We start from the raw sequence: 26,840 nt of genomic DNA on the forward strand, positions 1-26,840 counted from the left end.
AATGGCGCTTTTTAACGAGCAAAGACATGGTTGCCGATTTGGGTAATAATGGTCCGCGTCCAAACCCAGGAATATGCCGGCACTAAAGCCGGATTCCAGAAGTAGAGGGCTCCGCCGCTGGGATCGTAGCCCCGCAGGGCTTCGCGGGCCGCCTGGTAGGCGGTGGCATCGGGGGTCAGGTAAAACTGGCCGTCGCTTACCGAAGTAAAGGCGTCAGGTTCATAAATGACACCGGCAATGGTCCGGGGGAAACGCCCGTCCCGGGTACGGTTAATGGCTACTGCGGCCACGGCTACCTGGCCGGCATAGGGTTCGCCCCGGGCTTCACCATAGACTAGATGGGCCAGCAGGTCCAGATCGCTGGAACTGTAGCCACTGCTTGTCCCCCGGGAAGCCGCAGGCTGGTAGGACCCGGCCGGGATGCGTAAGATTTGTCCCGGGTAAATAACATCGCTGGTGAGATTATTGGCGGCCATGATTTGCTGGTAGGACAGGCCGTAACGTTGACCGATAAGGAAGAGGGTATCGCCGGGCTGGACGACGTAAGTACCACCATTCCGGTCAGGTATCCAGAGGGTCTGACCGGGATAGATCCAGGTGCTGCTTAAGTTGTTTGCTTGTTGGAGATCCCAGGCGCTGATCCCGTAGCGCTGGCCGATGAGATAGAGGGTATCACCGGGTTGGACGGTGTAAGTGGCGGCACTTGCTGTGCCGGTAAAGGCGAGGATGCCGATTAGCAGGAGCGAAGCCAGGCAAAATAGCCGCAGGCTGGGATGAATTGTTCTAGAAATTGCCATCAACTCCTTCGAACTGATTTTTTCTTTATCTCCCGGCCTGTCATCCAGCTTACTACCATTATACATTCAATTATCATGGCCCGTCATTGCTAAATAGTTGCCAGGACCGGTGCATTATGGTAACTTTACATAATCATCAGGGCAAAATGAAAGGTTATTGTCCGGGGTACGGCCCTCACCTCCTTAAGTCCCGGGGCATAAAATAGATTGATACAGGGCTTATGGGGGAGGGGAGAAGGTTGAATAACATTAAGCCCGGGGATATCGTGGCGCGGAAAAAATACGGCAAAGATATCTTCTTTAAAGTAAAGTCCCTTATTATAACTGACACAGGAGAAACTACTGCTATTTTAAGGGGACTGGATGTCAGGCTGGTAGCTGATGCTCCCCTGGAGGACCTGGAACTGCAGCCGGCCGAAAAAGTGTTGCATTACCGCCACTGCGACATTCAAAAGCACAGCCTTTGTTTCCGGCGGATTTTGCAGCGCCGGGAAGCCGAAAGGGAGGCTTTTATGCTGCGGGGTGAAAGGCCGGGCCGGGAAGAAAGGGAACCGGACAAGAGGGAAGGCATCCCCGGTGAGGGTTTTTTTGAGGTGCCGGGCCGGGTGCTGCATATTGACGGCGACGAAGAGTACCTCGATAAATGCCTCCATGCCTATGAGCAGCTAAAAATACCGGCCCAGGGCGTGTGTCTGCCTGAAGAACAGCAGGCATCCAAAGTGGAGGAGCTTTTAAAAGAATATACCCCAGATATTTTGGTTCTTACGGGTCATGACGGCCTGCTGCGGGAAAAGAGCAGCAGTTATACCGATCTGGACAGCTACCGCCATTCGAAGCACTTTGTAGCAGCAGTAAGGGCGGCCCGGACATTAAGGCCTACCCATGATGACCTGGCTATTTTTGCCGGGGCCTGCCAGTCCCATTATGAGGCTCTGCTTAAGGCCGGAGCCACCTTTGCCAGTTCGCCCCGCCGGGTTTTAATTCATGCCTATGATCCGGTTTTTGTGGTGGAGCGCATTGCCTATACAACTATTGAAAAAACCCTCGGCCCTGCGGATATAATTAAAGATACCATCACCGGCAATGAAGGTATAGGGGGCATAGAGATCAAAGGTAAACTGCGCCTTGGTTATCCTACTTCCTCTTATTGAAGATATCTTAATAACAACGGCGAAAATTATACCAATATTCCCCTTGACAATAAGCCTGTTTCTCTAGTAGAATAAAATGAATAACTTGACACCACCCTCCAGCTGTTGTATAATAAAGTATACGCGGAAAGAGGGTGGTCTTTTTTGGCGGGCAAGGAAGTACTGGCAACTATCAGAGAGGACCTGGAGGCCCGGGTAGGCCAGAAGGTAAGGCTGAGGGCCAACCGCGGGCGGAAAAAGATCCTGGAGAGGACCGGTATACTGGAAAAGACTTACCCCAACATCTTTGTGATCCGACTGGAAGAGAGTAAAAGCCCGGAACGCCGGATATCCTTCAGCTATACCGATGTCCTTACCAATACAGTAGAATTAATGGTCGAGGGTGAAAACGGCGTTAAAAAACTTGGTGCCAAACGTTAAGAAGCTATCAGGTCAAACCTGATAGCTTCTTTGCATCCGCGCAATAATTGCATATCTTGCGTTATCCCACCCCATACAACCGGCATAAAACCAATAACCGGGCTTTCTTTATCTCTATGGGCACACTTACCAGGAAAACTAATATTATGTAATATAAGCATAATCCTGGAGGTGGACCCATGACCCTCGAGCAAATAATCAAGCTCCTCAACCTGGACCTGTCCTGGGAATACGCTGCCATGATCCAGTATATTCAGCATGCCAGCATGCTTACCGGTCCCCAGTATGTGGCCATTATCGATGAAGAGCTCCAGCATGCCCAAGAGGAACACGACCATGCCGTAAAGCTGAGCGACAAGATCCAGTACCTGGGCGGCATCCCGACGGTCCAGGTGCAGGAAATCAAGACCTCCCTTAATAACGTCGAAATGCTCCGCCAGGACCTGGAGGCCGAGTATGACGCCCTGAACCGTTACCTGCAGCGCATTGAGCAACTGGAAGCCTTAAAATTGTACGATGTCGCCCAGGTCATCAGGGAGATTGCCGTAGTTGAGCAGGAACATATTATTGACCTGGAGAAGGCCCTGGGCATTCAGAAGGTGAGATAACCCTACTTTTAACACGCCCGCGACCCGCTTTCCCGTTGCCTAAAGAGTATCTGTGCCATGGATAATGCCGCCGGTTTCCATGGCGTTTTTTGTTCACCATTTATTATCATCCCAAGGCCCAGGGATCAACCTATAGCCCTGTCGGGGATAACATCCCCGCAGCCTCAGCGCCCGGCCGGCCTGGAACACCCGCGTCTCTGGCAATTGCGGAGGGGTAAATTGACATTACTTTTTCCTGAGAGAAGGAATTTGTTGAGCGAGGTCGAATAAAAAATATTATAGCAACTGATTGGAGGATAGTACCTGTGCCGGCAAAGGGCATAACAGAAATTAACATAAAATATAAAAATAACCAATGGGGGGGGGGGGGGGGATTATATGCCTTGATTGTAAAATTTTGGAAAAAGACCTCCCCTCTATTAGTCCCCTTAAAATTATTGCCAATAACACTCCTTCCAACCTCTCCAGTGCTACCTTCCATAACACCTCCAGGAACGAGAATTTCCATGTAATTTTTTGGGAGAAATATCCATGGGTGACTGGACTACCGTCACCGTTCCTTCTCCCCCGCTCCCAGGGTTCCCGAAAAGATATCTATCTCTTATGCAAATAAATTAAAGTGTTTAAGGGCAAACCACTCGAAAGGGTGGGACGCAAAGCCATGGGTCTGTAGCCACTATGCTGGTATGACTGCCAGGCTGCCACTTTAAAGTCGGTTTTAATTTTACCTTAACTTTTAAAGGGCAGCCATGCAAATTACTAGTGGCTGCCTTGCTTTTTCTATATGGAACGAAGGCGGGGGCGGGTTTAGTGCAAAGGGATACTGTTACTAAAATTTTACTGGAGATTCGGCAATACTGGCCGGTACTGTACTTACACTCGGCTGCGGTGGCCAACTTTGCTTTGAGGATAGCCATGGATCTGGGAATAGAAGCCCGTCACTGCCGGGACGTGTTGAGGGGTGCCCTTTTGCATGATGCCGGCAAAATGCATGTAAGTTTGGAGATATTGACGAAACCGGGGCCACTGACAGAGACGGAATGGAGGCAGATGAAAAAGCATACCGACTATGGGGCGGACTGGGTGGAGCAAAGAGGGGGCAACGATGAGGTGGTAGCAGCTATTCGCTACCATCATGAATGGTGGAATGGAAACGGTTATGCCGGCCTTAAATATGAACAGATTCCCCTGCTGGCCAGAATAGTAACCATCGCCGACGCCTTAGATGCCATGACGGCGTCGCGACCCTACCGTAAGGCGATTGCGGTTAGTGAAGCCCTGATGGAAATACATAGCGGGAAAGGATTGCAATTTGACCCGGACATATTAACTGTCTTAAGTAAAAAGGCCACCTACGAACCGGCAACCTACCAGGATCCCCGCCCCCTTGCCAGGCAAATCCAGGTAGAAAAAGAATGGCTCGAGAGGTTAATTAAGATTTACGGCGATCTTGCCCATCCTTTAGTAATTGCCCAAAGTCACTGGTTGGATAAGTTGATAGTAAGTATTTATAAGTTACAGGAAGGAAAAAGAGCAAAAACCTCTCTTATATGGGAGAAATAGAATTATTAAACCAGGTTTAAAACCGGACAGTGGAGGGGGGGTCAAGGTATGCAAGAGTGTAGCCAGTGTACCCGCAAGACCCCAAATCGTTCTTGTATCGACTGCGATTATTTCATGAGTCCCGGACCTTTGCGCCGGAAGCCACCGGTGCCCATAAGCGTTAGCCTTGTTGCCGCAGATGGGAAACGTTATGCCGGCCGTATTCTCGTGTTGAATACCATGGAACTGGGCCTGGAAACACAAGCTCCCGTTCCCGGTCAATACCGGATTTATTTAAAGCAGCATCTTAGCCTGGATGTAGCAGGGGTACCGACCAAGGGCAAGGGTGACATCCACCTCTTTGATATCATAGCCGTTTACCGGGGCGAGGAAACAGCCAGCCGTCTGGGTAATGAAGAATACCGTTTACTGACGGGTAGTACGGGGGACTTCATTGAGCAAGTATCGCAATTAGTTCCCGCCCATTTACAGGACCTGGTTAAAGAACGACTACTTGCCGAGTTAGAAAGCTCGGAGATTTTCAATGCCATGCGGCTGGGCAAGGTAATGCGTTACGAAAAGGGGCGCTTTCGCCATCTGACAGGACAGGCTGACCTGGAACTGCCCCTGCCGGCAATAGAAAATTTAATGCGCCAGGCAATACACCGGGGAACCCACTGCCGGGAAGTGATAGTAAGTGATGATGGTAAAAGGATTTTTGACCTGCACGGTATCCCCCTTGACTCCCGGTCAGGGGGCCTGCTGGCCTTTGATCTTACCGAAATTATTGAAAAGGAAAGGCAGATGCGCCGCCAGGAGATGGTGGCCTACCGGGAAGCCGTGGCTGCCGTCACCAATGGGCGCCTGCAGCTTTTGACTTCAGAAGAAATGGTGGCTGTATTATCCCACGGCAAGGAACTGGCAAGGGGAGTAGTTAACAAGGCTGCTGACATAGCTTTGGCTCGCAGCAAGTTGTGCAGTCTGCTACCTGCGGCTTTCAGCGCCCGCGCGTACGGCATGGCCTTATCTTTAACGGAGGCATTGACCAATACCTTAAAACATGCTACGGGTGGTGAGTGGGTGGTCCGGCAGACGGATGCGGCCATCCGGGTAATTATTCAAGACCAGGGCCAGGGAATTAAGATAAAAGATTTACCCAAAGCGGCTTTAATGCGACATTACTCCACCCAAAATTCTCTTGGTTGCGGGTTTACTTTAATGCTTTATTATGCTGATAAAGTTTATCTAACTACCGGTTCCAGGGGAACCACCCTGGTCCTGGATTTCCATCAATCAGCAGGTGAAGAAATCTGTTCTCCAGCTTCTTAAGTAAAGATAAAGGAGGAGCGATATTATGCTGGCAATCACTGTGACCAAGGGCGACAATGGGCGCTGTTTAAACCTTAAAGGGGAGTTAGACATGGAAACACTGGCCACGCTGGAGCAAGCAGCAGAAGTACAGGAAGGAGAGCGGCAATTGGAAATAAACCTGGCAGGGGTATCCTTTATAGATTCTACAGGTCTCAGGGGTTTATTAGAAATACAGCGCCGGTGGTCAATGAAGGGGGGTGAGGTACGGGTTATTAACCCCTGTCCGGAGATTGCCGAAGTTTTCCGGCTCGTAGGTATGGAAGAACTTTTAGATTGCAGCGATCAGAGCAAGGTAACCGGGGGTGAATATTAAATGTCCCTGGATACCGGTGGCAAGGGGAAACAAATAATACATGCCGGTATACAGGGTGCCGGGTGTAGTATTCCAGCAGACCTGGAAGGCGGCGACTTTTTTGATTTTATTCCCCTGGGTGAAGACCAACTTATTGTTGCTATCGGAGATGTAATGGGCAAAGGTATGCGTGCCGCCGGGCAGATGAAGGAGCTTTGTACAATCTTACATGCCTGTACCAGGAAAGATCTGTCCCTATTGGAAATCATAAATCAGCTGGCTGCAATCGGAGGAAAGCGGCTGCATCGCGCCGGTTCCTTTGCCACCCTGTGCCTTATTTCTTATGAACGGCAGCATAATTGTTTAACCTGCCTCAGCGCCGGACACCCGTCTCCGGTAATATTTTCAGGCCGTAATATCCACGTACCCCGGGTAAGGGGGGTGGCCCTGGGTTTCCTGGAAGAATACCAGGGTACTCGACCGGAACAAGTTGTCCTCTCTTGCGGCGACGTAGTTATCTTGTATACCGATGGCCTGGTAGAAGCCCGCGATGCCAATGGTCAAAATTATGGTTTAAATCGCCTCAAAGAGATAGTTGCCGCCAATACCTGCCTGGACGCAGTTGAACTTCGGGAGGTTATCTTAAGTGACTTATTTACCTTTACCGGCTGCAGGCAGCAGAGGGATGATGTAACCCTGGTAATACTTAAGAAAGAGCTGGAAAAGGGTGGTGAGTGTCATGGAAATCAGGGTAAATAAAGAAAAGGAAAAGGCCACCCTGCTGGTAGCGGGGGAATTGGACTACAGCAATGTTGCCCAGTTGCAGCAAGAGATTGAAAGGCAGGAGGCTCCCGTGGTGGAGGTAGTTCTTAAGGACCTGCAGTTCATGGATTCCTCCGGTGCCGGGATGCTTCTCAACCAGGCCAGGTTGTTGAGCCGGCAGAACCGCGTTTTAAAAATTACCCATATCCCCGCAAATATTCGCCATGACCTGGAAATAATCGGCTTTTTTCGCGTCTTAGAAACCCTTAAAGGCGCCCCTCAAAGTGGAGGGGAGTGATTGCATGTGGAATCTTTAAAGACTGGAGCCCTTGAACAGCCCGGGGAAAATGGCGTGGCACCCAGGGCGGCCGTAATAAACGGACAGCTGGTAATAAAACACCCGCCCGGAGGCCCTTATCCGGTGATCGTGCCCTGCCCGGGGTTGCGCCTGGTAGTAAACGGGGAAGAACGAAGCGAACCGACGCCTGTAAATGAGAAGGACAGGGTGGAATTAATCGTTCTGGATGAAAGGAGGGAAGGATACTGGCAGATAAAGGTTAGTGCGGATAAACAGGAGGCACTTTTACAGGTAAAACCCTGGGTGTTAGTCCGGCGGCAAGTGCGGGACCTGCCACCGGCGCGGGTTTTATACCTGGAGGTCCTGGAGCATGAAGATTTCTATAAACCCTTTACCCTGGAAGATTTAACCAGGGAAATGGGGCGCCAGGGTATCAAGTATGGTATCGATTGGCAGGCCTGTGCCCGGGGACTTGAAGCCTCAACCGAGGGTACTTTAATTATTGCCCGGGGGCAACCACCCGTACCAGGTAAAGACGCCACGGTAGAATTATTTTTTACTACCCAGCAAAAGGTTCCAGTAGCAGTCGGAGAAGAAGAGACGGTGAACTTCCGGGAAAGATTTCGTTTCACCGCGGTTGAAGCCGGAATGGTCCTGGCCAGGAAACATCCGGCTGAAGTTGGGCGGCCGGGGAAGGCGGTAACGGGGGAAATAATCGTGCCCCCCGAGCCCAGGGATATTCAAATGACAGCCGGTTCCGGCGCTGTTTTAAGCAAAGATGGTTTAGAGATCATTGCCACCATAGCCGGCCGCCCCGTGGCAAGGGGGGTTAAAGGGCGGGTTGTTATCAGTGTGCTCCCTGCCCTCATGCACCCTGGTAATGTTGATATTACCTCGGGAAACATTTCTTTCACCGGTGATGTAATGATTGCCGGCCAGGTTGAAGAAGGAATGAGTGTTGAGGCTGGCGGTAATATTTATATAGAGGGCTCTGTATCCAGGGCCATGGTCCGGGCCGGGGGCTTAATTGAGGTAGGCGGCAATGTTTTTTCTTCCCTGCTGGCCGCCGGGAGTACGGGGGCTTTGCAACAGAAATGCGGCGCGATACTTGCCAGGGTTGCTGCCATCCTGGAGCAATTTGTAGCCGCTGCTACCCAGCTTTTCCATCATCCTTCCTTTAAAAAGGATGACCTTAAAGGTGGTATTGGTCCCCTGGTATTATTGCTTTTAGAGAAGAAATTTCGCGAGCTTCCTGCGGCGGTAGAATTACTAAAAAAGGAAGCCTACAGCCTTCCTGCTATATCAATGAATAGTTCGACGGCATTGATAAATGAACTGGAACGCCTGGTAAGGACACCATTGGCCATCAACAGTTTAGAACAACTGGAATCAATGTTGAAAGAAATTATAACCTGGCGGGATGAGATTAATACACCGCCTCAAGGTGCGTCCGACATTATAATTCACTACGCCATTAACTCAACCGTTATAGCCACCGGTAACATTAAAGTACTAGGTGATGGCTGTTATCATTCCAGGTTGCAGGCCGGGAAAGCGGTAGCTGTGCATGGTGTGTTCCGCGGTGGGGAGATCCAGGCCCAGGGTGACGTTTATATTAAGGAACTGGGCTCCCGTACCGGTACGAGCACTAGGGTCGAAACCCAGGCCGGGGCTACTGTGACCATAGATCATGCTTTTGAGAATACTTCCATCCGTATAGGTTCCCGTCAGTATAGTTTTGTTCAGGAAGAATGGGGAGTGCAGCTATGGCTTGACCGGGAAGGAAACCTGGCCAGGCGTAATATGCCAGCCTGATAGAAGCTAGCCGGATACAAAACCCCCTGAAGGGGGTTTTTACTTGCAGGAGGAAATCAAGGGTGGAGGAAGAATTATTAATGCGTTCTCGCGATAGCTAGACCGGGATGAAGAAGGGATATCATGCAACTGGAAGACATCAAGGGAATAGCCGTTTTAGGCACCGGCACCATGGGCCACGGCATTGCTTTATTATGCGCCCTGGCAGGTTATCAAGTGCGGCTTTTTGGCCGCAGTGATGCCAGCCTGGAGCGTGGCTTCAGCCAGATACGCTCCGGCCTGGAGTTGCTGGCAAGGAACGGTCTTGTAGATGACTTTCGCATTGAAGGGGTAATGGAAAACATTAAAGGGGTTACGACCCTTGCAGAGGCCGCTGCAGGGGCCGATTTTGTCATTGAAGCCGTGGTGGAAAACCTGGCCGTAAAGCAGGGGCTATTTCAAGAACTCGATGCCCTGGCCCCGCCCCACGCCATCCTGGCTTCAACCACATCCGGCCTGGACCCCACAGAGCTGGCGGCATTAACCAGGCGGCCGGAAAGGGTTATTGTTACCCACTTCTGGAATCCACCCCATTTGCTGCCACTGGTAGAGATAGTACGGGGTGAAAAAACGGCCGCGGCTACTGTGGACCTGGCTCGGGCCCTGGTAATCAGGCTGGGCAGGAAGCCCATTGAAGTCAAAAAGGCCGTGCCCGGCTTTGTGGGCAACCGCCTGCAGCTCGCCCTCCTGCGCGAGGCCCTGTACATCGTGGAACAGGGTTGGGCGACGCCGGAGGATGTAGATGCGGCCGTTAAATATAGCTTTGGCCGGCGCCTGGCAGTTACCGGTCCCCTGGAAAGCGCGGACCTGGGAGGCCTGGATGTGTTTTATAGCATCCAGTCTTACCTTAACCAGGACCTCTGCCATGAAAGAGGGCCGTCACAACTTCTCAAGGAAAAAGTAGAGCGGGGAGAACTGGGGATAAAGACCGGCCGCGGCTTTTACGACTGGCAGGATGAACGGGTAGCGGCCGTTAAGAAAGCCAGGGAAGAAGACCTGATTAAGCGGATGAAGGAAGATTTAGGGTTTATACCCGCGTTTCCAGCCAAAGCCGCAGCGGCTTATATGGCGGAGGCGGCCCGGACGGGGGAACGACCGGGGATATAATCCTGCTGCCCAAACATTGGATCGTAACATTTACCTCCAGGTAGCCGGAGGCCGGGTAGACGACGGCCTGCTGGCGGCGAAAGCCGGATTGCAGGGTAAGGGCGGCCGTCCTGCCGGCACTATCAGCATAAATTACTTCGACTTCATAAGAGTAGCAAGCCACGGCAATGGCCTGATCGCCAGGGGATAGGGGGAGCAATCGTCCCTGCGGCACAATGTTTTTTATCGTGCAGGTGAGGATCTTTACCGGCACGCCGGTCGCCGGACCGGTCGGGATATAAGGCCTGACAAGGAAGTTATCGTCTGCACGCCAGGTCGAAGCCAGCACCCTTTTAGCCACAATTAACTCAACACGGTAGGGAAAAGCTTGCCGGGCACCCTCCTGCCAGCCCGGCCAGCCAGGGACAAGTAGCTGGCCGGGCCTAACCGGCTGTAATTCGCGGGCGGGGATCAGCATCAGGGTATCCTGGAGAATATTGAAGGTCACAAGCTCCCCTACCGCCACCTGAATATCGATCCGGGGACCAATGCGGAACAGGTTGCCTTTATTGGCCACGCTGGGAGCCGTGAATGGCATCTTCCACCACCCGCTTGCTTGGTAAGAGCGCAAAGGCTTAGCGAAATACCTCCCCCAGCACCCTGGCCCAGCGCTCAGCCCATATTTTCCGGTCAAAGGTCACGGCCACTTCCCGGGCGCGCCGGCCCATCAGCTTTCTCTTGTCCTTATTTAGGGCAAGATCTTCAATGGCTGCCACCAGGTTTTCTACAGTCGGCTTAATTAAATAACCGTTATAGCCGTGGATGATGATGTCGCTTAAACCGCCCGCCAGCCCGGCAATTACCGGCTTACCGCAGGCCATGGCTTCCAGGGCAGCCAGGCTGGTGCCTTCAGTTGAGCGGGAGGGGATCAGGACAATATCGGCCTGCCGGTAAATTTCCGGCATCATCTCCAGGGGTTTCCAGTAGTAGAAACAGCGCTCCCGGCCGGCTGCCCACTGGGCCATGAGTTTTTCGGCATTATCATTATGGCCCCGGCCGCAGAAGTGAAACTCAAGCGGCTGATGGCAATGCTTTTTTCCCTGGCCAGCGGGTAAGCCAGGGTGAGGATAAAGTAGATGGCGTAATCGAAGGCCATGGAGTTTTCGTAAAAGGCGGTAGTCAGGTCGGGGAAGGTATAGTATTCACTTTTTGTTACCGGGATGCTGCGAATCCGTACGCCATCGAATTCTCTGGTCCAGCCGCCGCCGATCTGCCAGACCTCGACGTAAAAGCCCATTTCTTTGAGCAGGCGGCAAAGGTCCACCTGGTAACGTTCGGCACCACCCGGCAACAGTGGCGCTGGCGGTCAGGGGCATGAAACATCACTCCTTTTATTATCTTTGATAGTACTAAATTATGTTGCACGGTAAGAAATGGTAACTACTTCTCGCCGTTTTTCGAGCTAGATTTTTTCAGGATCCTATTTTTATGCTTTACCCCTCCTAAAAGTGATCAACGACCGAACTTGTTTGTATGGCCAAAAATTTACTGATATTTCAGATAGAAAAACATTAAAAAAGAGCCCTGGGCGCTGCTTGACTTACAGTCCCAGGGCCTGATGCACTTCAGGGATAGGTTTACCCTTCCGCCAGCTTCTTGTAGTATTCCAGCCGGGCTTTAGCATCGGCTTCGGCCTTGGCAAAGAGTTCTTCGGCCTTTTCCGGGAACTGATTCTGCAGGGAGGTGTAACGAATCTCGCCCATCAGGAAGTCCCGGAAGCTGGCTTTAGGAGCCTTGTAATCGAGAATGAACGGGTTCTTGCCTTCTTTGATCAGGTCCGGGTTGTAGCGGTACAGGGGCCAGTATCCGGATTCGACTGCTTTTTTGGCTTCCAGCTGGCTGTGGCTCATGTCGATACCGTGGTTAATGCAGGGCGCATAGGCTATAATCAGGGAAGTACCATCGTATTTTTCCGCTTCCACCAGAGCCTTGATCAGCTGGGTATGGCTGGCTCCCATGGCTACGGAAGCCACGTAGACATAACCGTAGGACATGGCCATGAGGCCGAGGTCCTTCTTTTTGGTGTATTTACCGCCGGCAGCGAACCTGGCCACGGCACCGGTCTGGGTGGCCTTGGAGGACTGACCGCCGGTGTTGGAGTAGACCTCGGTATCCAGGACCAGGATGTTGACATTGGCGCCGCTGGCCAGCACATGGTCCAAGCCGCCGTAGCCGATGTCGTAGGCCCAGCCGTCGCCGCCGATGATCCAGATGGATTTTTTCGTCAGGTAATCCTTCAGCCCGTCAATGGCTAGCAGCAGTTCCTTAACCCCGCCGTCGGCCTGCTTGATCTCTTCCGGCAGGAGGGCTTTAATTTGATCGCCTAACTCCCGGGAACGGTCGGCGTCTTCCTTGCCGGCCAGCCAGGCCTCACAGGCCGCCTTGAAGGCGGCGCTGACCGGTGCGGCCAGGACCCTGGTAATGGCGTCGGTTAGCTCTTCCCGGCGTTTTTCCACGGCCAGGCTGATACCGTAACCGAACTCGGCGTTGTCCTCAAAAAGGGAGCTGGCCCAGGCCGGACCGTGGCCCTGGCGGTTGACGGTGTACGGGCAGGTGGGTGCGCTGCCGCCCCAGATGGAAGAACACCCGGTAGCATTGGCAATAATCATCCGGTCGCCAAAGAGCTGGGTGACGAGCTTGACGTAAGGCGTTTCACCGCATCCGGCGCAGGCACCGGAGAATTCCAGCAAAGGCTGGCGGAACTGGCTACCTTTAACGGTGGCCGGGTTGAAATTAACCTTTACTTCCGGCAGCTGCTCGGCAAATTTATAGTTTTCGTTTTCCACGGCCACCACTTCATCCAGCGGCACCATGGTCAGGGCCTTGACCTTGGCCGGGCAGACATCAGCGCAGTTGGCACAACCCGTGCAGTCCAGGGGTGACACCTGGATGCGGAACTTCAGGCCGGCAGCCTCTTTGCCAATGGCATCTCTGGTGACGAAGGATGCCGGAGCCTGGGCCAGGTCTTCGGGCCGCGCCAGGTAGGGACGGATGGCCGCATGGGGGCAGACCAGGGAGCACTGGTTGCACTGGATGCAGTTTTCAGGTAGCCACTGGGGAACATTGACGGCAATCCCCCGTTTTTCATATTTAGTGGTACCGGTGGGGAAGACCCCGTCGGGAGTAAACGTGCTGACAGGCAGCTGGTCGCCCTTCAGGGCCATTATGGGCCGCACGACCTTACGAATGAATTCAGGCTCGTCATTCGTGGTCGTGGCTGCGGCCTCGTCCAGGGCTTCGGCCCAGGCAGCCGGGTATTTAATCTCTTCCAGGCCTTCCAGGGCTCGGTCCACGGCGGCCAGGTTCATGTTAACGATTTGCTCGCCTTTTTTGCCGTAGGTCTTGACGATGGAGTCCTTAATATACTTGATGGCATCGTCTACCGGAATAACATTGGCAATCTTAAAGAAGGCGACCTGCATGATGGTGTTAATGCGCCCGCCAAGGCCGACTTCCTGGGCGACTTTTACCGCATCGATATTAAAGAAGCGCAGTTTCTTACTGGCAATGGTCCGCTTCATGGCCGCCGGCAGGCGGATTTCCATCTCCTCGGCGCTCCAGGGGGAATTCAGGAGGAAAATCCCGCCCGGTTTGATACCTTCCAGCAGGTCATAACGGGTGACATAGGAAGGATTATGGCAGGCGATGAGATCCGCCTGATCGATTAAATAGCATGATTTAATGGGCTGGGGCCCGAAGCGCAGGTGGGAGATGGTGACACCACCTGATTTTTTGGCGTCATATTCAAAGTAACCCTGGGCATAAAGTTCGGTATGATCGCTAATAATTTTAATGGAGTTTTTGTTGGCGCCTACGGTACCGTCGGAACCCAGGCCAAAGAACTTGCAGCGGAAAGTCCCTTTGGGTGCCGTATCGATATATTCTTTGATTTCCAGGGAAGTATTGGTGACATCATCGATAATACCCACGGTGAAATGGTTCCTGGGCGTGTCCGCCGCCAGGTTGTCAAAGACGGCCTTCACCATGGACGGGGAAAATTCCTTGGAGCCGAGACCATAGCGGCCGCCAACGACAAGGATATTCCTGCCGTTTTCGGCCAGGACCGCCCGCACATCCTCGTAGAGGGGTTCGCCGGCGGCACCGGGTTCCTTGGTACGATCCAGGACGGCTATCCGTTGCACTGAAGCCGGTAACACCTTAAGGAAGTGCTCGGCCGAGAAGGGCCGGTAGAGGCGGACCTTAATGAGGCCAACCTTTTCGCCCTTGTCCACCAGGTAATTGACAGTTTCTTCGATGACCTCGCAGGACGACCCCATGGAAACAATGACCCGTTCCGCATCCGGGGCGCCTACATAATCAAAGAGGTGATAATAGCGACCGGTGAGGGCGCCGACCTGCTCCATCACCTGGGCGACAATGCCCGGCGTGGCCAGGTAATAGGGGTTGGCCGCTTCCCTTTGCTGGAAGTAGATATCCGGATTCTGGGCTGTACCCCGCTGGTGGGGGTGCTCCGGATTTAAGGCGCGGGCGCGGAAAGCGCGAATGGCCTCCCAATCCACCAGTTTGGCCATATCTTCATATTCAATGACGTCGATCTTCTGGATCTCGTGGGAGGTCCGGAAACCATCAAAGAAATGGACAAAGGGCACCCTTGCCTTCAGGGTAGCCAGGTGGGCTACCAGGCCCAGATCCATGACTTCCTGCACCGAGGCGGAAGCCAGCATGGCAAAACCTGTCTGCCGGGCGGCCATGACATCGGCATGGTCGCCGAAAATGGACAGGGCATGGGTGGAGAGGGCCCGGGCAGCTACATGGAAAACAGTGGGCAAAAGTTCGCCGGCAATCTTGTACATATTGGGGATCATCAACAGTAACCCCTGGGAGGCAGTAAAGGTGGTCGTCAGGGCACCACCGACCAGGGAACCGTGGACAGCCCCGGCGGCACCAGCCTCCGACTGCATCTCGATAACCTTCAGCGTCTTACCGAAAATGTTCTTGCGGCCGTGGGCGGCCCATTCATCAGCAATTTCGGCCATGGGCGAGGATGGCGTAATGGGGTAAATGGTAGCCACCTCGGACATGGCATAAGCCACATGGGCGGCTGCAGTGTTACCATCAAATGGTTGCTTGGGCATAATGGGCATTCTCCTTCACCAAGAAATTTAAGCCATACCCCTGGTCCCTATATTGATTCCATATATTAATCTATCATTAGAAAAAAAAATGGTCAATACCAAGTATGCAATACACATAATACACATAAAATATAATAATAAGAATACAAAATAATTACACAAAAAAGACCTTGCAGGGAGATGTTCCCGGCTATACCATCGCCGGGAACATCCTGTCCGGATGCAAGCAAAAAACAGGTTTTCCTGAACCGAAAGCCTCTTAGGGCCCCGTACCTATATCATCAATGCGCCAGCCGGTGGTCGGAGTTTCCCGCCGCAGGGTAATAAAACGAATTTGGCGGCCACTATCGTAGCTGATGACACGCCGGACGTTGATGTCTACTTCCACCATGTATTTCTTAACATCTGCCTGCTCTGACGACGAATCATGGTAGGGCTGAATACGGATCACTTTGGCCCGGGTGATGTTGTTTATTTCGTCGGCATCATTGGTAGCGTAGGAATAATTATAGAGGCGGTTGTTGTCCATGTTGCGGAACAGGTAACTTACCAGGCGCCGGCGGGTTTCCGTGGCATGGGCCGTCCGGGGATCTTTGTTGTCGATGGCTTCGTAGTAGGTCTCAATAACTTTTTCCGGCGTCATCTGGCTGATTAGCTTCTCCTGGGGGTTATCATGGTCGATATACTGGTCTACCCACTCGCCCCAGGTTTTGCCGGTGATTTCCTCCAGCCGCCGCCCTTTAAGGGAACAGGCAAAGGCATAATGCCGGCCGGCGTCCAGCCAGGCGCCGACTATTTTCTGGCCGTCTTTAACAATAACGGCCCGGTTGGCCTCCTGGCGGGGGGCCATGAAAGCCGGCAGGGGCTCTTCGATTTTATAAAGGTTGACGGTTACACTTTTACCCAGGTACGGGCTGAGATCAAGGCCCACATCCTTACTCAGTTCATTGTTATAGGCATAGTACAGGGAAACGGGATATTCCCCGGATTCATGGATAAACCTTTCGGGGAGGCGGCCGTTATAGCTTTTAATTTTATAGAAAATAGTCCACCCGTACTGTTTTAGAAAAGCGGCATCGGCCGGGTCGATGTCGCTGGAGGCCTCGGGGTATTCGGCCAGGGGAGCCAGTTTTGCAGCAAATTCCGCCGGTACCTGGTGCCAGCCGTCTTCCAGTTCCAGGTAGCCGGGGTTGTTATCCAGATGCCAGTAAGGATACTGCTTGCTGGCGATAGTTTCGCCGTTTCTTATGTATTTGAAGGCAAGATAGTCCTTGCTGCCATACCAGGATTTAGGTGGCGGGTCAATTTTGGGCAGCGGACCGAGGAGACGTAAAAAGCGCTGGGTCAGCTGCTTGTCAACGAGGTTAATAACCTGGCGGGGTTCTCCGCCTGGCTGCTGGGTTACATAAAACTCCAGGCCGGTAATCTCATCCTTAAATTCATTAAAGGTAGCCGCTGTCTCTTTACGGGTCTGGCAACCGGCCAGGTTCAGGATGATTAAAACCGCCGCTAGAAATATAGATAAACCTCTCCGCATATATATTCTCCTTTATTTAAAATACCTATCATAAATTATAGACGTATTTTCCCAAATTAAGGTTCCCCACCGGGAAATAAGAATTATACTTTACCTGGAGCTATTGTACACCCAAAGCCGGGAGGTGCAAATAGTTTTTTACAAAAAAGCCTTGACCGGGCTTTCCCGGAAATTTACAATTAAACTAGTTCTGAGGTGGAGAGTATGCGGGTGCGTTATAAATTCTGGCTGGAAGATGGCGAGCATGTTTTTGGCGAGGGCCTCTTTGAGCTCCTGCAGGAGATTGACCGGCGGGGTTCCATTAACCAGGCGGCCCGGAGCCTCAACATGTCCTACCGCCAGGCGTGGGGCCAGGTTAAAAAGGCGGAAGGCCGCCTGGGGGAAAGGCTTCTCTCTACCCGGGTGGGGGGTGAGACGGGAGGCGGGGCTGAACTAACGCCCGCCGGCAGGTGGTTTTTGCAGCGTTACAAGCAGTTTAGACGCGAGGCCGGGGAGGCCATCGAAGCGGCTTTTCAACGTCACTTTGGTTAAGGTTCTTTTTTATGCCACCGCTATGCTGAAATAAACATAATGAGAGGGGATACATAATGGCAAAAATTAAGCAATTTACCGCCGCCTTAATCGCCCTGGGTTTCCTCCTGGTAGTAGGGACAGGCGGCTGCGGGCGGGCCGCCGGTCCGGGAAACAACCAGCCTGCACCTGTGGCTAATAAAGATATTGCTAAAGCTCCGGTTAAAAAGGACCTGATTCTAGCGACAACTACCAGCACCGTGGATAGCGGCTTACTCGATGTCCTGATCCCCATGTTTGAGGGAAAAACCGGCTATACCGTCAAGACCACTGCCGTTGGGACGGGACAGGCCCTGGCCATGGGCGACCAGGGCAATGCCGATGTTCTCCTCGTCCACGCCCCGGAGGCTGAAATGCAGCTGGTGCAAAAAGGGACAGTCATTAATCGCCGGCTGGTCATGCATAATGATTTCATTATTGTCGGCCCGCCCGGCGACCCGGCCGGGATTAAAGGGGTCAAAAAGGCGGCGGATGCTTTTAAGGAGATTGCCGCTAAACAAGCCATCTTTATCTCCCGGGGCGATGATTCCGGCACCCATAAGATGGAGAAAACCATCTGGCAGGCAGCCAATATTAAACCGGCAGGTAAATGGTACCAGGAGGCCGGAGCCGGCATGGGGCAGACCTTAAACATCGCTTCTGAAAAAGGCGGCTACACCCTGACGGACCGGGCCACTTACCTCGCGTTGAAGAAGAATCTTAAACTGGACATCATGGTGGAGGGAGATAAGGCCTTGCTGAATATTTACCATGTCATGCAGGTGAACCCGGATAAATTCCCCGGGATGGCCATTAACAGCGAAGGCGCCAGCGCTTTTGTGGACTTCATGATAGCCCCGGAGACGCAGAAGGTCATCGGCGACTTTGGCAAAGATAAATTCGGCCAGTCCCTCTTCTTCCCCGATGCCGGTAAAGATGAAAACACCCTGGGCCGGTAGGGGGATAAACCGTGGATGCAGTCTGGCAGGGACTGGTACAGGCCTTCAAGATACTAATCAGGCTGGACCCGGAGGTCATGGAAGTGGTAGCCCTGACCCTCAAGGTATGCGGCCTGGCTACGGCCGTTAGCGTTTTCCTGGGGGTCCCCGTGGGCACGTTCCTGGCCCTGAAGGAATTTCCCGGCCGCCGGCTCATCGTCAGCCTGGTCAATACCGGCATGGGCCTGCCGCCGGTAGTCGTTGGTCTCTGGGTGAGTTTACTTCTCTGGCGCAGCGGCCCCCTGGGCCGGCTGGGGCTCATTTATACCCCGGCGGCCATGGTAATTGCCCAGGCATTTATTGCCGCCCCCCTGGTAACCGGCCTGACCATGGCCGCCATCCAGCAGCTGCCGGCCAAACTTAAGACCCAGGTCCTGGCCCTGGGGGCTTCACCGGGGCAGTTATACTGGACCCTCATCAAAGAAGCCCGCCTGGGCATCCTGGCGGCTATTATTGCCGGTTTCGGCGCGGTTATTTCCGAGGTTGGGGCGGCAATGATGGTTGGCGGGAACATCATGCACCAGACCCGGGTCCTGACTACGGCCACGGTAATGGAGGTGTCCAGGGGGCATTTTGATATTGCCATGGCCTTGAGCTTTATCCTCCTGGCCCTGGCCTTCGGCGTTACGGCCCTCCTGACCCTTTTACAGCAGCGGACGCGGGCTGTACCGGACGGCAGGAGGAATTAATTCCGCGGGGGGAGTTCGATGGGTATCAGCATCCGGGCTGAAGGACTGCGGGTCAGCAAGGGCGGGCGTGAGATTCTGGCCGTCGACAGCCTGGAAATCGGACGGGGAGAGGTGTGGGGCCTGATCGGCCCCAACGGTGCCGGCAAAAGTACCCTGCTGCAGGTCCTGGCCTTACTGGAAGAGCCGGATAGCGGCAGCATTTTCTTTGACGGGCAAAAAATCGATTACCACCGGGCTCTCTCCTGGCGCCGGCAGCTGGCGGTGGTTTTCCAGGAGGCCTTGTTGCTGGATACGACAGTTTTTAACAACGTTGCTGTGGGCCTGCGTTTCCGGGGTATTCCCTGGCCGGTAGTAAAGGAGCGGGTGGAACGCTGGCTGGAGGTTCTCCGGATCAGCCACCTGGCTGGCCGGCCGGCATGGCGACTTTCTGGCGGTGAAGCCCAGCGAGTCAGTTTGGCCAGGGCTTTTGCCGTGGAGCCGCGGATCCTTTTTCTGGATGAACCCTTTGCCGCCCTGGACGCTCCCACCAGGAGCGCCCTGCTGGAAGAACTCTACCTTATCCTGCGGCAGACGAGGATTACAGCTATTTTTGTGACCCACGATTTTAACGAACTGCCTTTTCTGGCGGACCGCGTGGCGGCCCTCCAGGGGGGGCGAATCGTCCAGAGCGGCACCCCGGAAAATATTCTCCGGCAGCCGGCCAGCGTGGAGCTGGCTGCCTTTGTCGGCATTACCAATCTCCTGCCGGGTGAGGCACGCTTAAACGGCAGTGGCCCCGTCCAGGTCCGCCTCCAGGGGGGGATGACCATCCTGGCTGCTACGCGCGTGGGCGGGCGGGTGGTTGCCTGCCTGCGGCCGGAAGAAATAATTATTCAGGGTGTTAATGCTGCTGTGCCAATGGCTAACAGCTTGCGGGGGCGGATCAGGCACATTATACCCCAGGGGGGCCTGTACCGGATTGAACTCGACTGCGGCCTGCCCCTGGTGGCTCTGGCCGGGGCTTCGCAGCTGCGTCAGGGCTGCCTGCAGCCGGGAGGAGAAGTTCTGGCCACCTTCCCGCCGGAAGCCGTGCACTTGATCCCGGCGTAACCGGCACCGCACCATATTATGCCTCCTTAATCCGCCGTACTTTTATAGGCCCACTAGCAGGTAAGCAAGAAATGCACGGCAGGAAAAAGCGCCTTTTTGGTAACGGCAGCGATTCCTAATGGAAATATATAGGCGTACGTGTTGGCCCCGGGAGTTAGGTATGCTATACTAAGACCGGTCCTTAGTGTCGATTTGTAGAGTTGTGTAAAAACAACATTAATAGTGGGGCGATGACAAGATAATTAGAAAAATTTTATTCTTAATCCTACCGGTCTTATTCGCGTCCACCTTCACTGCTTGTTCCCGTGTTTCTACTGTCAACAATGACCCTCCTGTAAAAGAAACGCCCCCGGCAGTGGTGGATAAGCAATACATTGTACCCGGGGAACAACAAAACGAGGCCGAACTTCAGGAACCCCGGAAGGTGGAGCAGAAGCCGGATTGGCCGACGAAAGACACGAAACCGCAACAGGAAGAAATTTTATCTTCCAAATCTTTCAGTTTTTGGTATCAATTAAAGGATGGCAGAGCGCGGACAGCAACGGAAATAGAACGACTGCTGGATAAATATAATGGTATCTTTGTCGGGCCGCCGCAAAAAAAGATTTATTTGACCTTCGACCTGGGATATGAGGCCGGGTATACCGCCAAGATTTTAGATACTTTAAAGCAGCACAATGTAAAAGCGGCCTTTTTTGTGACGGGCGATTTCGTCAAAAAACAGCCCCAGCTTGTTAAGAGAATAGCCGCTGAGGGACACATTGTTGGCAATCACACAGAAACTCACCCGGACTTAAGCAGCCTTACCCCAGAAGGAATTACCAGGGAACTGAAAAGCGTCGACCAGCGGCTAGCCGCCTTGGGGGTGCCCGCCGCCAAATTTTTCCGACCCCCGCAAGGGGTCTTCAGCGAGATTGTCTTAAAAACAGCCAGGGACAATGGTTACCGGGCCGTTTTGTGGAGTTTTGCCTACCGTGACTGGTTGACCGATGAACAGCCGGAAAAAGGGTTCGCCAGGACGACTATTCTTAAAGGTGCATTTCCTGGTTCGGTGCTTCTCCTCCATGCTGTCAGCCGGAGCAACACCGAGGTACTCGGCGACGTAATACTGGAATTAAAAAGTAGAGGTTATACCTTCGGAACTTTAAACGACCTGTAAACCTTTAACCATTTTTTACACCCGGCCAGAAGGGGGCGGAGCTATTCGACATCTCATTAAGGCCCAAGAAAAGATAAACGCCGACACAGACCACCTCGACCGTATCGAGCATGTTGTCGTACCGTTCCGTGATTTTTTCGGGGCCCCACTGTGACGTTACTGCCCCACAGTTCAAAAGCATGGTTCGTCATAAATATAGAGGGTACCCTGGTGTAAGTTCCCCCTTTGCTAGTCAAGATAATTGCTAACTGGATGAGTTTTACTAATCCACTCTTGCAGGATTTTAATTAACTACGCTATAATAGGCGCGAAAGGTGGTGGTGGCAGTGCCCAAGGTGCTGATTGTTGATGATGAGCCGGCGATATTGGAGCTGGTATCCTTTAACCTGCAACAGGCGGGTTTTACTACCGTAACGGCCAGTGATGGGGCGGAGGCCCTGCAAAAGGCGGCTACGGAAAAGCCGGATCTTATTATTTTAGATGTAATGCTACCTAAAGTGGACGGCTTTGAAGTCTGCCGCAGCTTGAGGGCCAGGGGCAATACCCCCATCCTTATGCTTACGGCTCGCCGGGAAGAGATAGATCGGGTCCTGGGGCTGGAACTGGGAGCCGATGATTACCTCACCAAGCCCTTCAGTCCCCGCGAACTGGTGGCCCGGGTACGCGCTATTTTGCGCCGGGCGGCAGAAAACCAGCGCCAGCCGGACGAAATCCTCACCATCGGCGATGTGGTGATTAACCCGGCCAGCCATGTGGTCACGGTAAAGGGTAAACCCGTAGATTTGACTTTGAAGGAGTACCAGCTCCTGCACCTGCTGGCGGAAAACCGGGGGCGGGTTTTCAGCCGGGAAGCACTGCTGGAACGTCTCTGGGAAGGGGAGTATTACGGCGATACGCGCACTATCGACGTCCACATCCGCCATTTACGGGAAAAAATAGAAGAAAACCCCAGCAACCCACAGTATATCATCACCGTCCGTGGTGTGGGGTATAAATTTCGCGATTAATCAGCAGTCGTGCCGGGGGGCTTCTTTGACCTTCATCAGCGCCTGGGTAAGGGCGCGGTAAATATCGGCCCGGTGCTGGGCTTCCAGCATGGCCAGTTTGGAGTAAATTGCCCCCTTTTCCCGCACCGCATACCGGGGCGGCAACTGGTTTAAAGCCAGCGCTACTATATCGTGACGACAGGTATCACAGCGGCAGGCCTCAGGGTCTTGGCTGAGGACCTGGTCCAGCAGCTCCCATACACAGTCCTCCATATAGTTCTTTAAAAAGAGTTCTCTGGCCATTTGTTTCTCCTTTCCGCCTTTCAACCGGCAATTATGTTTTTGTTTTTAGCCTAAATATTCGCCTTACCCCGTTTTCCTTCCTTCTTTTCCCCTGGATTTAAAAATTAAAATAACGCGACTATTACTGGTATATCAGCTTACCCCCGTGGTGAGAATAGCTATAGTCACCAAAAGAGGAATTAGCGCCGCAATGCCTAATAATTACTTAGCAAAAAAGTTTAAATTAAGGAGATGCCTTTTTTTGGATGCCCTGAAAGTGCGGGCTTATGGTAAAATAAATCTGACTCTGAAGGTCCTGGACCGCCGGCCGGATGGTTTTCATAACTTAAGCACCATTTTCCAGGTCATTGCCCTGCAGGATTCCCTCACCTTGAGCCGGTGTCCTGAAGGTATTAAACTTGAAGTCAGGGGGGCACCTCTTTCCGCCGGTCCCGACAACCTGGTACACCGGGCGGCCGCCTTACTTCAGCAGCGATATGGTTTTCCGGGTGTGCGCATCACCCTCACCAAGAGGATCCCCCTGGCGGCCGGCCTGGCCGGGGGCAGCAGTGACGCGGCGGCTACTTTACTAGGGCTTAATTACCTGTATAACCTGGGCCTGACACCAGGACAGTTAGCCCGGGAAGGGGCCAGGCTGGGGTCGGATGTACCTTTTTGTGTCCTGGGTGGCACGGCCCTGGGACGGGGCCGGGGGGAAGAATTATATCTTTTACCGCCGGCTCCCAGGCTCTGGCTGGTGCTGGTGAAACCTCCCTTTGGCGTCAGCACGGCAGCCGTCTATCAGGGCTGGGATGCTGTCCCCTCGCGGCAGAACCCGGAACCCCCTGATGAGGAAAAGGCCCTGGCGGCCTTAAAGGCCGGTGACCGGGAGCAGCTTGTCAGGGCCCTGGGTAATGACCTGGAGATAGTGACCTGCCGGTTGTACCCGGAAGTGATGGCCATTAAATTAAGCCTTATGGCTGCCGGAGCGGAACGGGCCGTCTTGTGCGGCAGCGGCCCGACGGTCTTTGGGGTGGCTCCCGACCGGGAGACGGCCATCAGCATCGCTTCCCGGTTGCGGCAAACTTACCCGGAGACAATAGTAACCTGCACTTTATAGGTGGGGCCGCTTGAATGAGCTGGGTGCAGGGCGCTCTGCCAAGGTCCTGGGACAAAATTTCTCGGAGGGGGGGTTATATTTGGTAAACGGCTATGGCAAAGGTGGTACAATGAAGAATCTCCTCAACGGTAAACTGGAAAACTATAAACCTTTACGGGAAATCGTGTTTGAAGCCCTAAGGGAAGCCATTATCAATGGCCAGCTGAAAGCCGGCGAAAGGCTCATGGAAGTCCAGCTGGCGGAAGAAATGGGTGTCAGCCGGACCCCTGTAAGGGAAGCCATTCGCAAGCTGGAGCTGGAAGGTTTTGTCGTGATGATTCCCCGCAAGGGAGCTTATGTGGCCGACCTTTCCACCAAGGATATCGCCGACGTTTTTGAAATTCGCTCCGCCCTGGAGTCCCTGGCCGCCGCCCTGGCCTGTGAACGCATTACGGATGATGAGTTAGACGAGCTGGAGCGCCTGTTAATAAAAGTGGCTGATTGCGTGGCGGCCGACGACCTGGAGACCCTCATTGAGGTTGACACCCAGTTCCATGATGTTCTGTACCGGGCCAGCCGCAATGACCGCTTAGTACAAATTATCAATAACTTGCGGGAACAAATCCAGCGTTTTCGTACCACTTCCCTGGGAACGCCGGGGCGGATGCGGGAAGCCCTGGAGGAACATAAACAACTGGTGGAAGCCATTACCGCCCGCAATATAGAACTTGCCCGGCGCCTCGCCCAGGAACACATCGAAAACGCCGAGAATCGGATGATGGAGGCCATCCGGGAAGAAATGCGTTCCAGCGGGGGCCCTAAAAAATAAAGAAGGGGGGGTTAAGGGTGGAGGTGGATGCTGTTATCCTCGCCGGGGATCAAGAAGGCCGGGCCCTGTTACCTGTCGGTTCCCGGCCTATGATTGCCTGGGTGGCGGAAGCCCTCCTGGCTTCGGGACGTATCCGGAGACTGGTGGTGGCCGGCCCGCAGGAACTTGCCCCGGCCCTTCCCCCTGATGTCACCTTTGTGCCGGCCGGGCGAACGGCTGTAGACAGCGCCTTGAACGGAGCGGCAGCCTTTCCGGACGCCGAATGGCTGCTCCTGGTTACCGCCGATATTCCTTTGCTGAAGCCCGAGGCAGTAAGGGACTTCCTGGACCGTTGCCAGGAACGGCCGGCCGATTTTTATTACCCCATCGTCAGCCGGGAATGCAATGAGGCCAGCTATCCCGGAGTAAAACGCACCTATGTCCGCCTGCGCGATGGAACCTTCACCGGCGGTAATATGGTTTTAATTAAGACCTCGGCCTTACCTATCTGCGCCCGCCGGGGCCAGGAACTGGTAAGATTGCGCAAGAGCCCCCTGGCTTTAAGCCGGCTGGCAGGCCTTAAGTTTATAGTAAAGTTTTTAACCCACCGCTTGACAATTGCCGAGGCAGAAAAGCATTTCTCCCGCCTGCTGGGAGCCCGGGGGGCAGGGATAATCTCCCCGTATCCCGAAATCGGTATCGACGTTGACAAGGAAAGCGATCTGGAACTTGCCAGAAGGGTTTTGGGCAGTGGGCCGAAGGAGTCCTTCATAGAGGGCTAACGCCCCCCCACTACGAAACAATGAAAATTTGTTGGGTGTAAGGATGGGGACATATCCCCACCAGAAGGCACCGTTTTTGGCAGAACCCTGATTTGGAGGAGATCCAATGGCCGAAACAGTTGCCGTTATCCTGGCCGCCGGCCAGGGGAAGCGGATGCATTCCCGGCTGCCCAAGGTGCTTCATCGTATAGCCGGGCGCAGCCTCTTGGAACACGTCCTGGCGGCAACCAGGGAAGCCGGCATTGAGGATAACATCATCGTCATAGGCCACGGGGCCGGTGAAGTCAAGGCCGTTCTGGGAACGGAGCAGAAATACGCCTTCCAGGAGCAGCAACTGGGCACCGGTCATGCCCTGGCCCAGGCCCGGGAAGCTGCCGGGGAAGCCAATACTGTTCTGGTCCTTTGCGGCGACACCCCCCTGATCAGGCCGGCTACTTTAACCGGGCTGTTACAGCATCACCGGGATACGGGAGCCGCTGTTACAATCCTATCGGCCCGCATTGCCGATCCCACCGGTTACGGACGCATTATCCGCGACGGGCAGGGGCGGGTTAAGGGTATAGTCGAAGAAAGGGATGCCACCCCGTCCGAGAAGGCAATTAATGAAATTAATACCGGTATTTATTGTTTTGCTGCCGCCTTTCTCTGGCCGACCCTGGCCCAGTTAAAACCTGATAACGACCAGGGGGAATATTACCTTACCGACGTCGTGGCCCTGGCCGTAGACCAGGGGCTCCGGGTCGAGACGCTGGTTGCCGGAGACGCCGGAGAGGTCCTGGGGGTCAATGACCGCGCCCAGCTGGCAGCAGCCGGGGCCGTTTGGCGGCGCCGGATCAATGCCGCCCATATGCAGAGCGGAGTAACTATCATCGATCCGGAAACGACTTATATAGATGTTACGGTAACCATTGGCCGGGACACGATTATTTATCCTGGTACCTTCCTTGAGGGGAATACTATTATTGGTGCCGGATGCTGCCTGGGCCCCGGGACTACCATCCGGGACAGCCAGGTAGGAGACGGTAGTACCATAACCTATGCCGTAGTCCTGGAAAGCACTATTGGCCCGGGCTGCCAGATAGGCCCCTTTGCTTATTTGCGGCCGGGGACTATCCTGGAAGCAGGCGTTAAGGTGGGAGACTTTGTCGAAATTAAGGCTTCGCGGGTTGGCCGGGGTTCCAAGGTGCCGCACCTGACTTACCTGGGTGATGCTACCGTGGGTAGGGAGGTAAATATAGGCGCCGGGACCATTACCTGTAATTACGACGGCCGGCAAAAGTGGCCGACGATTATTGAAGACGGGGCTTTCATTGGCAGTAATACCAACCTGGTTGCCCCCGTCAGGGTAGGGGCCGGGGCCCTGATAGGTGCCGGCTCTACCATTACCGAAGATGTACCGGCCGGGTCCCTGGCCCTGGCCCGGGAAAGGCAGGTTAATTTACCCTCCAGGGGTAAAAAAGGCGAAGAAAGAAGGCAGGAAAAAAGGTAAAAAAGGCGAAGTAAATACAGCGTTAAACCTTTCCCC

At 53.8% G+C, this 26,840-nt stretch carries 26 protein-coding genes, 1 pseudogene and 1 riboswitch; of the genes and pseudogenes, 21 read left to right on the forward strand and 6 right to left on the reverse strand.

Annotated features, from left to right (window positions below; all coding sequences use genetic code 11):
* Positions 1 to 11 precede the first annotated feature (11 nt).
* Positions 12 to 797, reverse strand: coding sequence for a LysM peptidoglycan-binding domain-containing protein (locus MCACP_RS00390; protein WP_406677441.1), 786 nt, complete (start codon positions 795 to 797; stop codon positions 12 to 14).
* Positions 798 to 1,036: 239 nt separating this feature from the next.
* Between MCACP_RS00390 and yabG the strand changes: the two genes are divergently transcribed.
* The 10 genes from yabG (at position 1,037) to MCACP_RS00440 (ending at position 10,202) form a co-directional block, all read left to right on the forward strand.
* Positions 1,037 to 1,948: a sporulation peptidase YabG gene (yabG, locus tag MCACP_RS00395; protein ID WP_406677442.1), complete on the forward strand. Its 912-nt coding sequence runs from the start codon at positions 1,037 to 1,039 to the stop codon at positions 1,946 to 1,948.
* 144 nt (positions 1,949 to 2,092) lie between these two features.
* Positions 2,093 to 2,368, forward strand: a complete 276-nt coding sequence (locus MCACP_RS00400; protein ID WP_406677443.1) for a Veg family protein — start codon at positions 2,093 to 2,095, stop codon at positions 2,366 to 2,368.
* A 179-nt stretch (positions 2,369 to 2,547) separates the two neighbouring features.
* Positions 2,548 to 2,976 carry a ferritin-like domain-containing protein gene (locus MCACP_RS00405; RefSeq protein ID WP_406677444.1) on the forward strand — a complete coding sequence of 143 codons (429 nt, stop codon included), beginning with the start codon at positions 2,548 to 2,550 and terminating at the stop codon, positions 2,974 to 2,976.
* 618 nt (positions 2,977 to 3,594) lie between these two features.
* A riboswitch (cyclic di-GMP riboswitch) is annotated at positions 3,595 to 3,682 on the forward strand.
* 104 nt (positions 3,683 to 3,786) lie between these two features.
* Positions 3,787 to 4,539 (forward strand): HD domain-containing phosphohydrolase, encoded by a 753-nt coding sequence (locus MCACP_RS00410; protein WP_406677445.1) that lies wholly within the window; start codon positions 3,787 to 3,789, stop codon positions 4,537 to 4,539.
* A gap of 48 nt (positions 4,540 to 4,587) precedes the next feature.
* Positions 4,588 to 5,847, forward strand: a complete 1,260-nt coding sequence (locus MCACP_RS00415; protein WP_406677446.1) for an ATP-binding protein — start codon at positions 4,588 to 4,590, stop codon at positions 5,845 to 5,847.
* A gap of 25 nt (positions 5,848 to 5,872) precedes the next feature.
* Positions 5,873 to 6,202, forward strand: coding sequence for an STAS domain-containing protein (locus MCACP_RS00420; protein ID WP_273172242.1), 330 nt, complete (start codon positions 5,873 to 5,875; stop codon positions 6,200 to 6,202).
* Complete coding sequence (locus MCACP_RS00425; protein ID WP_406677447.1) at positions 6,203 to 6,940, forward strand: PP2C family protein-serine/threonine phosphatase; 738 nt, start codon at positions 6,203 to 6,205, stop codon at positions 6,938 to 6,940.
* Complete coding sequence (locus MCACP_RS00430) at positions 6,921 to 7,241, forward strand: STAS domain-containing protein (protein WP_406677448.1); 321 nt, start codon at positions 6,921 to 6,923, stop codon at positions 7,239 to 7,241. The genes MCACP_RS00425 and MCACP_RS00430 overlap by 20 nt, the downstream gene beginning before the upstream one ends.
* Positions 7,242 to 7,247: 6 nt before the next feature.
* Positions 7,248 to 9,056: a DUF342 domain-containing protein gene (locus MCACP_RS00435; protein ID WP_406678636.1), complete on the forward strand. Its 1,809-nt coding sequence runs from the start codon at positions 7,248 to 7,250 to the stop codon at positions 9,054 to 9,056.
* Between the two features lie 123 nt (positions 9,057 to 9,179).
* On the forward strand, positions 9,180 to 10,202 hold the full coding sequence (locus MCACP_RS00440) for a 3-hydroxyacyl-CoA dehydrogenase family protein (RefSeq protein WP_406677449.1): 1,023 nt from the start codon (positions 9,180 to 9,182) through the stop codon (positions 10,200 to 10,202).
* On the opposite strand, the gene MCACP_RS00445 is transcribed toward MCACP_RS00440, so the two are convergent.
* From MCACP_RS00445 to MCACP_RS00460, 4 genes are all read right to left on the reverse strand, one after another.
* Positions 10,123 to 10,779, reverse strand: a complete 657-nt coding sequence (locus tag MCACP_RS00445) for a hypothetical protein (RefSeq protein WP_406677451.1) — start codon at positions 10,777 to 10,779, stop codon at positions 10,123 to 10,125. The genes MCACP_RS00440 and MCACP_RS00445 overlap by 80 nt on opposite strands.
* 37 nt (positions 10,780 to 10,816) lie before the next feature.
* Complete coding sequence (locus MCACP_RS00450) at positions 10,817 to 11,383, reverse strand: glycosyltransferase family 4 protein (protein ID WP_406678637.1); 567 nt, start codon at positions 11,381 to 11,383, stop codon at positions 10,817 to 10,819.
* 435 nt (positions 11,384 to 11,818) lie between these two features.
* Positions 11,819 to 15,337, reverse strand: coding sequence for a pyruvate:ferredoxin (flavodoxin) oxidoreductase (gene nifJ, locus MCACP_RS00455; protein ID WP_406677452.1), 3,519 nt, complete (start codon positions 15,335 to 15,337; stop codon positions 11,819 to 11,821).
* Between the two features lie 259 nt (positions 15,338 to 15,596).
* Complete coding sequence (locus tag MCACP_RS00460) at positions 15,597 to 16,874, reverse strand: DUF4829 domain-containing protein (protein WP_406677453.1); 1,278 nt, start codon at positions 16,872 to 16,874, stop codon at positions 15,597 to 15,599.
* 204 nt (positions 16,875 to 17,078) lie between these two features.
* On the opposite strand from MCACP_RS00460, the gene MCACP_RS00465 reads away from it, so the two are divergent.
* The 7 genes and pseudogenes from MCACP_RS00465 (at position 17,079) to MCACP_RS00495 (ending at position 22,365) form a co-directional block, all read left to right on the forward strand.
* Positions 17,079 to 17,405 (forward strand): winged helix-turn-helix domain-containing protein, encoded by a 327-nt coding sequence (locus MCACP_RS00465; RefSeq protein WP_406677454.1) that lies wholly within the window; start codon positions 17,079 to 17,081, stop codon positions 17,403 to 17,405.
* Positions 17,406 to 17,461: 56 nt separating this feature from the next.
* Positions 17,462 to 18,382: a substrate-binding domain-containing protein gene (locus MCACP_RS00470; RefSeq protein ID WP_406677455.1), complete on the forward strand. Its 921-nt coding sequence runs from the start codon at positions 17,462 to 17,464 to the stop codon at positions 18,380 to 18,382.
* An 11-nt stretch (positions 18,383 to 18,393) separates the two neighbouring features.
* Positions 18,394 to 19,110 (forward strand): ABC transporter permease, encoded by a 717-nt coding sequence (locus MCACP_RS00475; protein WP_406677456.1) that lies wholly within the window; start codon positions 18,394 to 18,396, stop codon positions 19,108 to 19,110.
* Positions 19,111 to 19,146: 36 nt separating this feature from the next.
* A pseudogene (locus MCACP_RS00480) lies at positions 19,147 to 19,608 on the forward strand (ATP-binding cassette domain-containing protein); the annotation flags it as partial.
* A gap of 303 nt (positions 19,609 to 19,911) precedes the next feature.
* The gene (locus tag MCACP_RS00485; RefSeq protein ID WP_406678638.1) at positions 19,912 to 20,199 is read left to right on the forward strand and encodes a TOBE domain-containing protein; all 288 of its coding nucleotides are present in this window, start codon (positions 19,912 to 19,914) and stop codon (positions 20,197 to 20,199) included.
* Between the two features lie 355 nt (positions 20,200 to 20,554).
* Entirely contained in the window at positions 20,555 to 21,358 is an 804-nt protein-coding gene (locus tag MCACP_RS00490; protein ID WP_406677458.1) for a polysaccharide deacetylase family protein, read from the forward strand.
* Positions 21,359 to 21,678: 320 nt separating this feature from the next.
* Complete coding sequence (locus tag MCACP_RS00495) at positions 21,679 to 22,365, forward strand: response regulator (protein WP_406678639.1); 687 nt, start codon at positions 21,679 to 21,681, stop codon at positions 22,363 to 22,365.
* On the opposite strand, the gene MCACP_RS00500 is transcribed toward MCACP_RS00495, so the two are convergent.
* Positions 22,366 to 22,647, reverse strand: coding sequence for a late competence development ComFB family protein (locus MCACP_RS00500; RefSeq protein ID WP_406677459.1), 282 nt, complete (start codon positions 22,645 to 22,647; stop codon positions 22,366 to 22,368).
* A gap of 241 nt (positions 22,648 to 22,888) precedes the next feature.
* Between MCACP_RS00500 and ispE the strand changes: the two genes are divergently transcribed.
* The 4 genes from ispE (at position 22,889) to glmU (ending at position 26,804) form a co-directional block, all read left to right on the forward strand.
* Positions 22,889 to 23,746, forward strand: a complete 858-nt coding sequence (gene ispE, locus MCACP_RS00505; protein WP_406677460.1) for a 4-(cytidine 5'-diphospho)-2-C-methyl-D-erythritol kinase — start codon at positions 22,889 to 22,891, stop codon at positions 23,744 to 23,746.
* 109 nt (positions 23,747 to 23,855) lie between these two features.
* Positions 23,856 to 24,554 carry a GntR family transcriptional regulator gene (locus tag MCACP_RS00510; RefSeq protein WP_406678640.1) on the forward strand — a complete coding sequence of 233 codons (699 nt, stop codon included), beginning with the start codon at positions 23,856 to 23,858 and terminating at the stop codon, positions 24,552 to 24,554.
* Between the two features lie 17 nt (positions 24,555 to 24,571).
* Positions 24,572 to 25,315 (forward strand): NTP transferase domain-containing protein, encoded by a 744-nt coding sequence (locus MCACP_RS00515; RefSeq protein ID WP_406677461.1) that lies wholly within the window; start codon positions 24,572 to 24,574, stop codon positions 25,313 to 25,315.
* Between the two features lie 106 nt (positions 25,316 to 25,421).
* On the forward strand, positions 25,422 to 26,804 hold the full coding sequence (glmU, locus tag MCACP_RS00520) for a bifunctional UDP-N-acetylglucosamine diphosphorylase/glucosamine-1-phosphate N-acetyltransferase GlmU (protein ID WP_406677462.1): 1,383 nt from the start codon (positions 25,422 to 25,424) through the stop codon (positions 26,802 to 26,804).
* Positions 26,805 to 26,840: the final 36 nt, after the last annotated feature.

The sequence above is a fragment of the Neomoorella carbonis genome (assembly GCF_045278715.1).
GTDB classification, from domain to species: Bacteria; Bacillota; DSM-521; order Neomoorellales; family Neomoorellaceae; genus Neomoorella; species Neomoorella carbonis.

What these genes read in the sequence shown, in the direction of transcription:
- MCACP_RS00390 (WP_406677441.1), bottom strand. Translation starts at nt 797, where the DNA reads ATGGCAATTTCTAGAACAATTCATCCCAGCCTGCGGCTATTTTGCCTG.
- MCACP_RS00405 (WP_406677444.1), top strand. Translation starts at nt 2,548, where the DNA reads ATGACCCTCGAGCAAATAATCAAGCTCCTCAACCTGGACCTGTCCTGG.
- MCACP_RS00415 (WP_406677446.1), top strand. Translation starts at nt 4,588, where the DNA reads ATGCAAGAGTGTAGCCAGTGTACCCGCAAGACCCCAAATCGTTCTTGT.
- MCACP_RS00420 (WP_273172242.1), top strand. Translation starts at nt 5,873, where the DNA reads ATGCTGGCAATCACTGTGACCAAGGGCGACAATGGGCGCTGTTTAAAC.
- MCACP_RS00425 (WP_406677447.1), top strand. Translation starts at nt 6,203, where the DNA reads ATGTCCCTGGATACCGGTGGCAAGGGGAAACAAATAATACATGCCGGT.
- MCACP_RS00430 (WP_406677448.1), top strand. Translation starts at nt 6,921, where the DNA reads ATGGAAATCAGGGTAAATAAAGAAAAGGAAAAGGCCACCCTGCTGGTA.
- MCACP_RS00440 (WP_406677449.1), top strand. Translation starts at nt 9,180, where the DNA reads ATGCAACTGGAAGACATCAAGGGAATAGCCGTTTTAGGCACCGGCACC.
- MCACP_RS00445 (WP_406677451.1), bottom strand. Translation starts at nt 10,779, where the DNA reads ATGCCATTCACGGCTCCCAGCGTGGCCAATAAAGGCAACCTGTTCCGC.
- nifJ (WP_406677452.1), bottom strand. Translation starts at nt 15,337, where the DNA reads ATGCCCAAGCAACCATTTGATGGTAACACTGCAGCCGCCCATGTGGCT.
- MCACP_RS00460 (WP_406677453.1), bottom strand. Translation starts at nt 16,874, where the DNA reads ATGCGGAGAGGTTTATCTATATTTCTAGCGGCGGTTTTAATCATCCTG.
- MCACP_RS00465 (WP_406677454.1), top strand. Translation starts at nt 17,079, where the DNA reads ATGCGGGTGCGTTATAAATTCTGGCTGGAAGATGGCGAGCATGTTTTT.
- MCACP_RS00470 (WP_406677455.1), top strand. Translation starts at nt 17,462, where the DNA reads ATGGCAAAAATTAAGCAATTTACCGCCGCCTTAATCGCCCTGGGTTTC.
- MCACP_RS00485 (WP_406678638.1), top strand. Translation starts at nt 19,912, where the DNA reads ATGACCATCCTGGCTGCTACGCGCGTGGGCGGGCGGGTGGTTGCCTGC.
- MCACP_RS00500 (WP_406677459.1), bottom strand. Translation starts at nt 22,647, where the DNA reads ATGGCCAGAGAACTCTTTTTAAAGAACTATATGGAGGACTGTGTATGG.
- MCACP_RS00510 (WP_406678640.1), top strand. Translation starts at nt 23,856, where the DNA reads ATGAAGAATCTCCTCAACGGTAAACTGGAAAACTATAAACCTTTACGG.
- glmU (WP_406677462.1), top strand. Translation starts at nt 25,422, where the DNA reads ATGGCCGAAACAGTTGCCGTTATCCTGGCCGCCGGCCAGGGGAAGCGG.